This is a genomic window from Aequorivita marisscotiae (assembly GCF_029814825.1).
Lineage (GTDB): Bacteria > Bacteroidota > Bacteroidia > Flavobacteriales > Flavobacteriaceae > Aequorivita > Aequorivita marisscotiae.
Window position 1 is genome coordinate 2,873,935 of the sequence record NZ_CP122379.1, and the last position, 13,566, is coordinate 2,887,500.

Here is a 13,566-nt window from a genome sequence, read left to right on the forward strand (position 1 = left end):
AAATTGCTATTTCAAGTTTTGAAAAATATAAACCTCGGTAGCTCCGCGCCCGTATTTTTGGTAATCGGCATCGTAAAACTTTAGGTTTTCGTAGCGATTTAACAAATATTCCAGTTCGGTTCGGAGTACGCCCTCCCCCACGCCGTGAATAAAAACCACTTTTTGAATGCGTTTTGAAATAGCAAAGTCCAATTGTCTTTTTGCAGTATCTAGTTGAATGGTTAACATTTCATAATTGTCCATGCCGCGGGTTTTTGGCACTAATTGATTAATGTGAAGATCTACAACCATTGGCGGTAAGCTGCGTTCCTTGGGTTTTATGCGTTTGGTTTTTCCAGGTTTTTTGCTTTCTTTTTCTGAAAGCACTTCCGAAACATCCATCTGCGCTAATTTTCTTTTTGAAAGCGAGCCATCCATAACAATAAGTTCGTGTTTAAAAAAATCTAATTCGAAGCCATCTGTGGTTATAATTGTTACTTCGTTGCCTTTAACGGCAGTAACCACGCCCGAAATGGCATCGTCTAATACTGAAACTTTATCGTGTACTTTCATATAATTTTAAACAACTTCCTACTTCAAAATAACAGATTTTAAAAAAGCCTAAACCCCTCTTATCGAAAATATTACGTATTTTGCAGCGTTTTACGGATTATGTTGTATATTATTTTTAAATTTAACCCGTGAAAAGAAGTCTTTGATGACCCACACCAAAGCTTTTAAAAATGCAAAAATATGAAAAACCTACTACTCTTTTCTATATTCCTTTTAACAACTGTTAGTGTTTTTGCGCAACTGACTGTGAAGCCCAATGGCACCACAGATTCATATATTTATGTGAAGGATCAAGTGTTATTTGTTAAAAATGAAGTTAACTTAACTAGAAACATTAGTTTAGCTAACGGCACAACCGATAGTAAAGAAGCTAGCATTTATTTGCGTGATAATGGGCAATTGATACAAGGTAACGATGCCGATAATAAAGGAAACGGTCAAATTTCAGTACAACAGAAAACAGACCCTACAAATGCTTGGGCATACTATTACTGGTGCTCACCTGTGGGTAATCCTGGTTCAAGGAGTGCAGCTACACCCGATGGAAGTCAAAATTTTGGAGTTGGTTTATTTTATGAGCCACTGCCAAACACGAGTGTAACCGCAGCTAGACAAGTTGAGACTACTACAGGTCTTAATGGTTATACCGTTCCGCAACTTACAATTTCTACGCGATGGCTTTATACGCTCCCTGATCCAGGAACTGAAGCAGAAGGAAACTATCAAGGTATGGGTAGTAATTATGCTGCTCCAGCAGGATTTGGTTTTACAATGAAAGGTGTAAATGATGATACTGGTTCAGGCACCTCTGGCACTAACCACGATCAAATATACGAATTCAGAGGAAGACCCAATAATGGCGATTTTAGCATACCTGTTCAAGGGCCTGCACAACCTCAAGGAACTAATGATCCTTTTCTAGTAAATGCAAGGATGACCTTAACGGGTAATCCATACCCATCTGCCTTGGATTTAAACCGTGTATTTTTCGAACCTGGGAATGAAGCTCTCACTGCATTTTATTTTTATGATGAAGATCGAACAGTAGACTCACATTATTACAGTCAAAAACCTTTTGGTTATGGCGTATATCTGCCTATGGTCGATAATCCAAATGGGGATCCTTCAGACCCTGTAAACACTTCGTTCGAATCTGGAAATTATGTAAAGGCACCGTTTTATATCTGGAATGCCAACGGTGGAGCAACCGGAACTTCTGGCAGTGGAAATACTGTACTATCTCATCGTTTTGCCCCTATAGGTCAAGGACTTATGTTTGTTGGACGAAATGCGAATATTGATTACGTTAAAATTAAAAACTCTCACAGAAGATATATTAAAGAAGGGGCTAGTAATCATTCTATATTCCACAGACCCGAAAATAACACGAATGATGCAACAGATAACGAAAACAATGCGGATAGAAATACTAATCTTTCTCCCGGAGCTATAGCAGACTTAGATTATAGAATGCCTCAAATGAGATTATATGCAGTTTTCGATAAAAAGGTTACAAGAGATTTGTTGATAGTATTTTCAGACCAAGCAACAGATGGTTACGACCGAGGTATGGATGGCTTAAGCCCCACTGGCTTAGCAACTGATGCTTTCTTCCCCATTGGCCCAGATAACGCTCGCCTTCCCTACGTAATTAACGGCACAAACTATGTGCCCGAAAAATATATACCAATTGCTTTTAAAATTAGAAATACCAGCTTAATAGAGTTAAGGTTAGTTGAAGAAATAAATCAGCCGTACGAGCGTGCGTATCTTTACGATAGTCAAGAAAACACCTATAAGCAACTCAATGGGGCTACGCTCGCAAGAGTTACGCTAACCTTGCCTCCGGGAACCTATGACAACAGATTTTTTATATTCTTCCGTGGTACTAATAGACCTGGCGGGAAAACTGAAACAGAACTAGACATTAAAAGTTCAATCGCCGAAAATGTGAGCTTTTTTCAAAACAATAAAAGTCGCCAATTAGAAGTACGGAACCCAGAAGGATACGTTATAAAATCTGCTTCGGTCTTTGATATGAGCGGAAAGCTAATAATAAACGAGAAAAATTTAGGCAGCAAATCGCAGTACAGTTTTTACACCGGTAACTTAAGCAGTGGTGTGTATTTGGTTAAGTTAGTTACAGACGGTGATGTAGCTATAGACTATAAAGCAGTAGTCCACAACGATTAACCACCAAATAGAAATTGCAAAATAAAAACGGCTTCGAAAATTTTCGAAGCCGTTTTGTTTTTCTGTCTCTGATTATCTTTTCAAAAGTATAGTTGCCTTTTGAAAAATTTAATTGAAATTACTTTTCAAAGGTTTTGAGTGTTTCGGTAATAATAGAAACGCACTGCATTAATTGTTCCTCATTCATTACCAAAGGCGGCGCAAAACGAATAATATTACCGTGTGTAGGTTTTGCCAACAATCCGTTATCGCGAAGTTTTAAACAGATATTCCAAGCGGTATCGCTATCTTCAGAATCGTTAATTACTATTGCATTTAGCAAACCTTTTCCGCGAACCAATTTGGTAATCGTGCTAGTTTCAATGTATTTATTCAATTCACTTCGGAATAGTTTTCCAAGATTTTCAGCATTTTCGGCTAAGTTCTCGTCTTTAACTACACTTAACGCAGCCATCGCTACTGCAGCGGCAACTGGATTTCCACCAAAGGTAGAACCGTGGTTTCCGGGCCGAATAACATCCATAATTTCATCATTTGCCAAAACCGCAGACACTGGATAGGCGCCACCGCTTAATGCCTTGCCCAAAACTAAAAGATCTGGTTTTACATTTTCATGGTCAACGGCAAGAAGTTTTCCAGTACGAGCAATACCCGTTTGCACTTCATCGGCGATAAAAAGTACGTTGTGTTTTTCGCACAAAGCTTTTGCTTTACTCAAATAACCCTCAGAAGGCACATAAACGCCAGCTTCACCTTGAATAGGTTCTACCAAGAATCCAGCAATATTTTTATTGGATTCCAAATGTTTTTCGAGCTGTTCATGATTGTTGTATTCAATTTTTATAAAGCCTTTGGTGTAGGGGCCAAAATTCTTTCTGGCAACAGGGTCGTTGCTAAAAGAAATTATAGTGGTGGTTCTACCGTGAAAATTATTTTCGCAAACAATAATTTCGGCTTCATTTTCGTCTATTCCCTTTTTTTCGTAGGCCCACTTTCTACAGATTTTTAAAGCGGTTTCTACAGCTTCGGCACCTGTATTCATTGGCAATAACTTATCGAAGTTAAAAAACTCGCAAGCAAATTTTTCGTATTTCCCAAGCATATCGTTGTGAAAGGCACGCGATGTAAGTGCAAGTGTTTTTGCTTGTTGGGTCATTGCATCCACAATTTTTGGATGGCAATGTCCTTGATTTACCGCAGAATAGGCCGAAAGGAAATCGAAATATTTCTTGCCTTCCACATCCCAAACATACACACCTTCTCCCCTGCTTAAAACTACAGGTAAGGGATGGTAATTGTGGGCTCCGTATTTATTTTCTAAATCGATGGCTTTCTGTGAAGCTGTTTGCTCTAAAACTGACATAAAATTGTAATATTTTGAAGTAAAAAAGTTGCGATTCCTACTTTATGGAGAGAAATCATCCTTGAATTTGCAAAATTAACGATTATTATCTTTAATCGAAGGATAGGCCGTGTTTTTTGCAAAATTTGAATAAAGAAAGATTGCTTAGTTCGCCAAATATTGAATATTTTAGCCAAAATCATTGTTTAAAATTGCTTCTATTTATACATAGTAGCCCTTACCTTCAACTATTATGAAGCATTATCCTCATATTTTAGAAGATCTAGAAATTGGTATTTGGGAATACAATATTCAAACTAAGGAAATAGCTTGCAACGAAAACTGGGCTTCGCTTTTAGGCTACACCCGCAAGGAGTTAGAGCCCATTACCGAAGAAACCTGGACCAATTTATTTCATCCAAAATATTCGGGAAAATCTGGAAAATTATTTAAAGCACATCTTAAAGGAGAAACCAAACAATACAAATGCAAAATTAGATTAAAACATAAGGACGGGCATTCGGTTTGGGTTTTAACCCAAGGAAAGGTAGTTGAATGGGACGCAAAAGGAGCGCCGCTTTTAATGGTAGGTTTTAACAAGGATATAAGCAAAGAAATACACGACCAATTAAGCTTAAAGAAATATAAGGATATATCGGAAATTGCCAGTAATGTGGCACAAACAGGGTATTGGGAATTGGATTATATTACAAATTCGTTTTACTGGAGCCCCATGACCAAGGAAATTTATGGCGAAGCATCAGATTTTACTCCCAAAGCCGATGATGTTTTAAAGTATTTTTCCGAAGGCGAACACAGAGAAACCATTGCACAATCAATAAAAGATGCTGTTTTAAGCAGAAAGAATATTGACCAAGAGGTACAAATTTATACCAAAAACAATTCCTTAAAGTGGATACGGATAATTGGAATTGCCGAATTTAAAAATGCGAAATGTATTCGTTTGTACGGCATTGTTCAAGATATTGATACGTTAAAAAAAATTCAGTTAAAGACTGCAATTCAGGAGGAACAGTTTAGACAGACCTTCGAGCACGCCACCATTGGAATGGCCTTAGTTGGCTTAGACGGCGCTTGGTTAAAGGTAAATGAAGGAATATGCGAGTTTTTGGGATATACAAAAAAAGAACTCTATAAACTAACATTTAAAGATATTACCCATCCGGCAGATCTTGATAAGGATATGAAATACCTTGTGGAGTTGCTAAATAATAAGCGCAAAAACTATGAAATGGAAAAACGCTATATCTGTAAAAATGGCGAAATAGTTTGGGCGCATTTATCGGTTTCTTTGGTTAGGGACGACCGTGGTAAGGCCTTGCATTTTGTATCGCAAATATTAGATATAAATGAAAATAAATTGTTGAACGATGCCATGCAAGAACAAAATAACAGGCTTATTAACTTTGCATATATCGTGTCTCATAATTTAAGATCGCACACGGGCAATATTGCAATGCTGTTGGAACTATTGGCTTCAGAAGACCCAAAATTAGCAGAAAACGAATTTCTTGTTCACCTTAAATCTGCTTCCGATAATCTTAATGAAACTGTAAAGCACCTTAACGAAGTTGTTGTAATTAATACCAAAATTTACGATAATTTAGAACCCTTAAACCTGCACCAATTTATTGAAAAAGCTTTGCTGAATATTCAAGGGTTAATAGCATCTACCGATAGTGTTATTGTTAATAATTGCAGTCCAGATATTTATATTGCAGGAATTCCGGCTTATTTAGATAGTATTCTGCTCAATTTTTTAACCAATGCCATTAAATACCGTTCCCCAGATCGCATCCCCAACATTGAAATTTCAACAGAAAACACAATACGTTTTGTTGTATTAAAAATAAAAGACAACGGCTCCGGTATAAATTTAAAACGAGATGGCGCCAAGTTATTTGGAATGTATAAAACCTTTCACGATAACGAAGATTCTCGCGGTATCGGACTATTTATAACCAAAAACCAAGTAGAAGTCCTAGGCGGAAAAATTGAAGTAAAGAGTGAAGTAGGCAAAGGCACTGAGTTTAGCATCTATTTCTTAAAATCAAAAAAAAAAAGCAAATCCTTAACCCCAATTAAATAAAAGAAACTAGTATGAAAAAGATAAATTTAGCATGTATTATAGACGACGACCCTATTTTTGTGTTTGGAGCAAAAAAAGTAATGCAATTGGCCAACTTTTGCCAAAGTTTTATGGTGTTTCCAAATGGAAAGGAGGCATTGGTCAAATTAAAGGCAATTATAGAGAGTGGTGAAAATTTACCCGAAATTATGTTGCTCGATTTAAATATGCCCGTTATGGACGGGTGGCAGTTTTTAGAAGAATTTACGTCTATCCCAACTCCTAAAAAAATTCAGATTTATATTGTGAGTTCTTCTTTGGATCCTGAAGATATAGAACGTGCCAAAGACTTTAAGAGCGTAAACGATTATATTATAAAACCTATTGCAATAGAGAACATTATCGATATAACCAAAGATATTTAAAGACTCATTTCTTAAAATAAATTAATGATATTCTCAAAGTTTCGGTTTAATGCTAAAAACATTCTATTTTTGCGCCTATGGCAAGAAAAGATAAGAGGGTGATTTTAGAAAATCTAGAAGTTATAGATGCTGGCGCAAAAGGAAAAGCTGTTGCTAAAGCACCAGATGGCAGGGTTGTTTTTATAGATAATGCCGTGCCAGGCGATGTGGTTGCTGTACAAACCCATAAAAAGCGCAAGGCTTACTACGAAGGCTCTGCTATTTCCATTTCAAAATATTCCGAAAAAAGAACCGAACCTGTTTGTCCGCACTTCGGTACCTGTGGCGGATGTAAATGGCAAAACATGGCGTACGAGCATCAGTTGTTTTACAAGCAAAAGGAAGTTACCCAAAATTTAACACGGATCGCGAAAGTGGCTTTACCGCCCATTGACCCAATTCTTGGCTCAGAAAAACAATATTTTTATCGGAACAAAATGGAATTTTCTTTTAGCGATAGCAAATGGCTAACGCTCGAGGAAATTAAAAGCGATAAAATTATTGATAACCGAAATGCTTTGGGCTTCCATATTCCGGGGATGTGGGATAAAATTTTGGATCTTGATATTTGCTATCTGCAGGCCGACCCAAGCAATGCCATTCGCGATTTTGTAAAGGCGAAAGCTGAAGAATTAAAACTATCGTTCTTCAACACCAGAAATCAGGAAGGATTTTTACGCACTTTAATGATTCGTACGTCTTCAACTGGAGAAACTATGATCTTGTTGCAATTTTTTCACGAAGATGAAGAGAATAGAAAACTTCTTTTAAACGCTATTGCTGAAGAATTTCCACAGACAACTTCACTTTTATACGTAATTAATTCCAAAGGAAACGATACGCTCTACGATCAAAAAATTGAGCTTTTCTATGGAAGGGATCATATTTTTGAAGAAATGGAAGGTTTAAAGTTTAAGATAAATGCCAAATCTTTTTACCAAACCAATAGCGAACAAGCATATCAATTATATAAAATAACGCGCAACTTTGCAGACCTGAGTGGCACTGAATTGGTGTACGATCTTTACACCGGAACTGGAACCATTGCCCAGTTTGTGGCCAAAAAAGCAAAACGAGTAATTGGTGTAGAATCTGTACCGGACGCCATTGAAGCCGCAAAGGCAAATGCAAAGTTAAACAATATTGAAAACGTAGAATTTTACGTCGGTGATATGAAAAAGGTCTTTAATGAAGAGTTCACCAACAAACACGGAAAACCTGATGTGGTAATTACAGATCCACCGCGAGACGGTATGCACGCAGACGTTGTTGCGCAACTTCTTAATTTAGGTTCAGAAAAAATTGTATATGTAAGTTGCAATAGCGCAACCCAAGCGCGCGATTTGGCGTTACTGGATTTAAAATATAAAGTTACCAAAGTGCAGCCAGTAGATATGTTTCCGCAAACCCATCACGTTGAAAATGTTGTACTTTTGGAAAAGCGTTGATTTTTTTCTAAAAAACACGAATCATAAATGATTAAAAAAATATTTCTATTCGCACTTATTGTTTTTGCCTTTAAAGGCTGTACAAAGGACGACATCTGCCCCGAAGGAACTGCAACCACGGCTAAATTGGTAATTACTTTTAACGATATTGCAAATCCGGTAAATGAAAAAAAGGTGAATGTTTTAAGTGTAAAAACAGATTATGAAGACAGTGTTGAAGTAATATCGCTAACCGAAACCGGGGAAATTGCAATACCGCTCAGTACAACCTCAGATACAACAAAGTACCAATTTATTAAAACCACTTATACATCAACCGACACTATTACCAATACAGACAGAGTTATGTTTGTTTACCAAAGACGTATTGGTTACGTAAACCGTGCCTGCGGATTTAATACTGAATATTTTAATCTAGAGCCAGTTTTAGAACCTGAAGGAAACGATAACTGGATACAGGAAATAATTGTAAAACGAGATACTGTTAATGACGAAAATAGCGCCCACATTACTATGCTGCATTAGTCTTTTTTGCAGCACCCAATTTCTGGTGGCGCAAAAAAAGAGTGAAGTTGCTGCCGACACAGTGCCAAAAATTGAAAAATTTGGGCTACGTGTGGGAGTTGATTTGGCAAAACCCTTGCGAACACTAATTGAAGACGGTTATTCCGGATTTGAAATTGTTGGCGATTTTCGGGTAACCAAAAAGTTTTACGCAGCTGTTGAACTCGGCAACGAAAATAAAGATTGGAACGAACCTTATATTTCTGCAAATACAAGCGGAAGTTATGCTAAAATTGGTTTTGATTACAATGCATACGAAAACTGGCTGGGGATGGAAAATGCCATTACTCTTGGTATGCGGTATGGAATTTCGACTTTTACTCAAAAATTAATCAGTTATCGCATCTACACAGACAACCCTGCATTTCCGACCGAAACTATTTACGATCCTCAAGTATTTAGCGGGCTTTCGGCTCATTGGGCAGAAGTAATTATAAGTGTTAAAACCGAAATCCTAAACAATCTATACTTGTCTCTAAACGTTCAATTGAAACGGAAAATTTCAGAAACAGAACCGGATAATTTTGCGAATTTATACATTCCCGGCTTCAATAGAACCTACGATTATAGCCAATTTGGTGTTGGTTATGGATATTCACTTTCGTATTTGATTCCAATTTTTAAGAAAACTGAACTTTCGCAAAAGGAAAGTCCGGCGCCATAACCTATTCTGATATAAATAATTATTTTTTACTAGCTTTCCTACTACCCTCATACATTTCATAACGCACAAGTTTAGCCTCCAGCTTTCCGTTAAAAAGTTTTATTTTTCTTGAAGGTCGAAGCCCCACATATTTTAACGCTTCCAAGTTTGAAGTAATCATCCAAGCCTGTGTGCCGGGGTAGTTGCGCTTTAACGTATTGCCAATAGCACTGTAAAACTCCTCCACATCCTTCACTGAAATTCGTTCATCGTAGGGTGGATTAAAAACCATATAAAGTGCTTTGTCTCCCTCCTTTTCACTTTCAAAAAAATCTTGCTTTTTTACCTCGATAAAATCTTGAAGATTGGCGCTTTTAACATTTTCCTTTGATTTGTGCACCGCCACTGGGTCGGAATCGTAGCCGTAAATTTTATGGGGGAAATCTCGCACCTTTTTTAGGGCAGCTTCTTCTATTTTTTCATATAAATCTACATCAAAATCCGGCCAAGTTTCAAAACCAAATTCATCGCGATTTAAGTTCGGTGGAATGTTACAAGCAATCATTGCCGCTTCAGTAAGCATGGTACCTCCTCCGCACATTGGATCTAAGAAATTGCACTGGCCTTGCCAACCCGCCAGCATTAAAACACCAGCTGCAAGCACCTCGTTAATGGGCGCAAGCGTGCTCTCTACTTTATACCCGCGTTTGTGAAGCGATTCGCCCGAACTGTCTAACGAAACTGTACAAATATTTCTGTCAATATGAATGTTTATCCGCAAAGTAGGGTGATCTAAATCTACATCCGGCCGTATGCCTTCCCTATCGCGAAAACGATCTACAATGGCATCTTTGGTTTTAAGTGAAATATATTGCGAATGCGTAAAAACTTCAGAAAACACTGTAGCATTTACCGCCAGTGAGCCTTTTACATCCATATAGTTTTCCCACGGCATTTCGTATATTTTTTTGTACAAATCTTCATCGGTAAAAATATTGAAAGCCGAAATAGGTTTTAAAATTTTAATCGCCGTGCGGCAGCAAAGATTGGCTTTATACATAAACCCGGTATCGCCTTCAAACGAAACATTTCGCACGCCAATTTCTACAGATGAAGCTCCCAATTGGCGGAGTTCCTGTGCGAGTAATTCCTCCATTCCGAAGAGGGTTTTAGCAACCATTTTAAAATTTTGTACCATACTTTATCCCTCCAAAGGCAGGGAACTTTTTAATTAATTGTATATTTTAATGAAATTAAAAAACTTCCATTTAATAAGGCCACAAAAATACAGTATTTTTGCAGGGCGAAACGAAAACTATGCAAAAAGAAAAAGATAATTGGTACGCTTCGTGGTTTAACACCCCTTATTACCACATACTCTACAAGGACAGAAACCATAGGGAAGCGGCTCTATTTATGAACAAGCTTACCACATTTTTAAATTTAAAGCCAAATGATACAATCTTAGATTTAGCTTGTGGAAAAGGAAGACATTCCAAATATCTCTACAAACAGGGGTTTCATGTTACCGGAGTAGATCTTTCGGAGGAAAGCATACGCTATGCAAAACAGTACGAAAAACCAAATCTTCATTTTAAGGTGTACGATATGTGTTTGCCCTACACACAACAGTTTGATGCGGTTTTTAATTTGTTTACAAGCTTTGGATATTTTGAAAACGAAGTGGATAATTTAAGAACCATAAAAGCCATTAAGGCTGAACTAAAGCCAGCCGGTTTTGGTGTAATCGATTTTTTAAATGCCGAATTGGCAATAAAAAATTTAATGCCTTCGGAACAAAAGAAGCTGGGCGGCATTGTTTTCCATATTGAAAAATACGTGGAAGATGGATATATTATTAAAAACATTCGCTTTACTGACCAAGGAGAAGAATATTTTTATACCGAGCGTGTAAGAGCTTTAACTTTGGAGGATTTTCAGGCGTATTTTGATGAGGCTTCTGTAGAATTAAAGCACGTATTTGGCGATTATCAACTCAATAAATTCAATAAAAATACCTCCGAACGATTAATACTAATTTTTAATTAATGAATTATTTATTGCTTTTTTTATCCGTAGCCATCGGATATTTTGTCGCACTTTTTTTAAAGAAAAGAGAATTGCGAAATATGGAGGTTTTTCTGGCATTTAGCGGTGCATTTTTATTATCTATAACAGTCTTTGAGCTTTTGCCCCACGTATTTGAAAACCATTCAAAAAGTATTGGAGTTTATATAATGCTCGGTATTTTATTACAAATATTCTTAGAATTCTTTTCAAAAGGAGCCGAACACGGCCACGTACATTTACATTCTGAAGCCAAACATTTTCCTTGGATTTTATTTATAAGTTTAAGCATTCACGCTTTTATGGAGGGCTTTCCAATTTCGGAACACAATAATTTATTAATTGCCATAATTATCCATAAAATTCCTGTAGCTATAATTTTATCCTTTTTCTTTATTACCGCCGGATACAAAAAATCTACTACCCTACTCTTTCTTTTCTTTTTCGCGATTATGACGCCTTTGGGAAGTTTTATTTCTACCAATTACAACCTAATTCATCAATATGAAACCCCCATCACAGCAGTGGTAATTGGGATATTTCTTCATGTATCAACTACAATTCTATTTGAAAGCTCAAAAAATCACAAGTTCAATCTTTCGAAGATGACGGCAGTAATTTTAGCGGTTATAATTGCGTATTTTATTTAATTTACTTTTAAGGTATTTGAGTGGGATTTGATGCTTTTCTCGTATTGAAGTGCATTGGTAACCATTCGTAAATCGCCAAAAGAATATTTATCGCCTATTTTATTCTTTAAATCGCTAAGCCCTTTGTAAGTTGTGGTTTCCATTATTTTTTTGAGTTCCAGATATTTTTCAGCTGGTTTTAATTCGGTTATTTTTATTTCTCCCGAAGCCAAAAAAACACCGAGATGCCGTACAATAGTGCCAATGGTGAAACCGCGTTCCTCGGCAATTTCGGGAATGCTCATTCCCGATTTAAACAAATTGTACGATATATTTTGGGTGCTTCCTTTTTTAGGAGCTACCTTAAAATCTGTGGATGGTGTAATTGAATTGTCCTTACAATAAACTCGTATTACTTCAAGAATGGCTGTACCGTATTTTTCTAGCCTAACTTTTCCAATATCGGATATGTTTCGAAGTTGTTTTACGGTAGTAGGTAAAACATCGCACATTTCAAAAAGTGCTTTTTGGGTAAAGACTTGAAAAGGCGCAACGGTTTCTTGTTCAGACAGCTGCAGTCGAAGTTTCCGTAGCATTTCAAACAATTTATTATGTTCAATAGAAGCTACATAGCTTTCTTTTGACCTACTGGCTTTTTCACCTGTCTGCAGGGTAGCCTTTGCACGCAAATTGAGGTAAGTTATTGTTTTAAAACCATCTTTTAACCCAGTAAAGCAGTATTGTTTTACTGTTACTAATTGTTCCAAGATACGCAGCTGTTTTGTAATATCTTCTTCTACTGCTGTGTTATCGGTAGTAAAATTTAGTTTATTTAAAGGGGTTCTAATAAAATCCTGTAAATGTTTTTCAAAATAAATAATAGCCTTTTTAAAGCGCTCCTGTAACAAATTATTATTTTCTGGCACTTTGTGTTCGCTAAGATTTTTAAGTTGAAATTGAAAGCTCGTATTAATTTTTAAAAGTTCGGTTATTCCTTTTTTCTTTAAATTGGCTAATTGTTCGTATAAATTTCCATTGATACTTCCTTTGTTTTTTAAAAAGGTATCAATCATTTTATTCGTTGGGCCCAATAAGGAATAGAAATTAAATATTTCATTGATCAAATTAAGTTGATATGAAATTTGTGAAGAAACAAAGACAGCGGTATCGGGTTGGTGTTCTTCGGCATTTTTATTAAAGGAAGCAACGTCGCGATTGTTTATAATACTTTTTTGGGAGAGTGGCCCTGTTAAAACAATTCCTTCCAACGTTTTGCAGCGGCTTAGAGCCACATAGGTTTGCCCGTGGGCAAAAGCTTCTTGCGCATCAATAATTACCTTTTCAAAAGTGAGTCCTTGGCTTTTATGGATTGTAATTGCCCAGGCCAACCGGAGAGGTATTTGCGAAAAGGTACCGATTTCACTCTCTATTATTTCTTTTGTTTCTAGGTTGATGGAATATTGAATGTTTCGCCATATTTCTGAACTTGTAACAATATCCGTACTATCGCCAGGGCAACGTACGTGTACTTCATCTTTATCCAGGTAGCAAATAGTTCCAATCTTACCATTAAAA

At 36.7% G+C, this 13,566-nt stretch carries 12 protein-coding genes (1 of these 12 only partly in view); 8 read left to right on the top strand and 4 right to left on the bottom strand.

Going from position 1 to position 13,566, the window contains the following annotated elements; all coding sequences use genetic code 11:
- Positions 1-6 precede the first annotated feature (6 nt).
- Positions 7-552: a DUF8465 domain-containing protein gene (locus QCQ61_RS12905; RefSeq protein WP_279448066.1), complete on the bottom strand. Its 546-nt coding sequence runs from the start codon at positions 550-552 to the stop codon at positions 7-9.
- A 180-nt stretch (positions 553-732) separates the two neighbouring features.
- On the opposite strand from QCQ61_RS12905, the gene QCQ61_RS12910 reads away from it, so the two are divergent.
- Positions 733-2,745: a DUF8693 domain-containing protein gene (locus tag QCQ61_RS12910; RefSeq protein WP_279448067.1), complete on the top strand. Its 2,013-nt coding sequence runs from the start codon at positions 733-735 to the stop codon at positions 2,743-2,745.
- A 118-nt stretch (positions 2,746-2,863) separates the two neighbouring features.
- Here the strand turns inward: QCQ61_RS12910 and rocD are convergent, their stop codons facing one another.
- Positions 2,864-4,108 (bottom strand): ornithine--oxo-acid transaminase, encoded by a 1,245-nt coding sequence (gene rocD / locus QCQ61_RS12915; protein ID WP_279448068.1) that lies wholly within the window; start codon positions 4,106-4,108, stop codon positions 2,864-2,866.
- A gap of 232 nt (positions 4,109-4,340) precedes the next feature.
- Here rocD and QCQ61_RS12920 point away from each other — a divergent pair, with 232 nt between their 5' ends.
- From QCQ61_RS12920 to QCQ61_RS12940, 5 genes are all read left to right on the top strand, one after another.
- A complete protein-coding gene (locus QCQ61_RS12920) occupies positions 4,341-6,197 on the top strand; it encodes a PAS domain-containing sensor histidine kinase (RefSeq protein WP_279448069.1) in 1,857 nt (618 codons plus the stop codon).
- Positions 6,198-6,208: 11 nt separating this feature from the next.
- Entirely contained in the window at positions 6,209-6,601 is a 393-nt protein-coding gene (locus tag QCQ61_RS12925) for a response regulator (RefSeq protein WP_279448070.1), read from the top strand.
- Between the two features lie 77 nt (positions 6,602-6,678).
- Entirely contained in the window at positions 6,679-8,088 is a 1,410-nt protein-coding gene (gene rlmD / locus QCQ61_RS12930) for a 23S rRNA (uracil(1939)-C(5))-methyltransferase RlmD (protein ID WP_279448071.1), read from the top strand.
- A 27-nt stretch (positions 8,089-8,115) separates the two neighbouring features.
- Positions 8,116-8,613 carry a DUF6452 family protein gene (locus QCQ61_RS12935; protein WP_279448072.1) on the top strand — a complete coding sequence of 166 codons (498 nt, stop codon included), beginning with the start codon at positions 8,116-8,118 and terminating at the stop codon, positions 8,611-8,613.
- Complete coding sequence (locus QCQ61_RS12940; RefSeq protein WP_279448073.1) at positions 8,576-9,316, top strand: DUF6048 family protein; 741 nt, start codon at positions 8,576-8,578, stop codon at positions 9,314-9,316. Before QCQ61_RS12935 ends, QCQ61_RS12940 begins: the two co-directional genes overlap by 38 nt.
- A gap of 19 nt (positions 9,317-9,335) precedes the next feature.
- Here QCQ61_RS12940 and QCQ61_RS12945 read toward each other — a convergent pair whose 3' ends face one another.
- Positions 9,336-10,493, bottom strand: coding sequence for a THUMP domain-containing class I SAM-dependent RNA methyltransferase (locus QCQ61_RS12945; RefSeq protein ID WP_279448074.1), 1,158 nt, complete (start codon positions 10,491-10,493; stop codon positions 9,336-9,338).
- A gap of 119 nt (positions 10,494-10,612) precedes the next feature.
- Between QCQ61_RS12945 and QCQ61_RS12950 the strand changes: the two genes are divergently transcribed.
- Positions 10,613-11,344, top strand: a complete 732-nt coding sequence (locus tag QCQ61_RS12950) for a class I SAM-dependent methyltransferase (protein WP_279448075.1) — start codon at positions 10,613-10,615, stop codon at positions 11,342-11,344.
- Complete coding sequence (locus tag QCQ61_RS12955) at positions 11,344-12,012, top strand: ZIP family metal transporter (protein ID WP_279448076.1); 669 nt, start codon at positions 11,344-11,346, stop codon at positions 12,010-12,012. Before QCQ61_RS12950 ends, QCQ61_RS12955 begins: the two co-directional genes overlap by 1 nt.
- On the opposite strand, the gene QCQ61_RS12960 is transcribed toward QCQ61_RS12955, so the two are convergent.
- Positions 12,009-13,566: the 3' portion of a helix-turn-helix domain-containing protein gene (locus QCQ61_RS12960; protein ID WP_279448077.1), read on the bottom strand. Its footprint extends 902 nt past the window's final position; 1,558 of the gene's 2,460 nt are visible here — the last part of the coding sequence; its start codon lies beyond the right edge, outside the window; its stop codon occupies positions 12,009-12,011. The two genes, QCQ61_RS12955 and QCQ61_RS12960, sit on opposite strands and share 4 nt — an antisense overlap.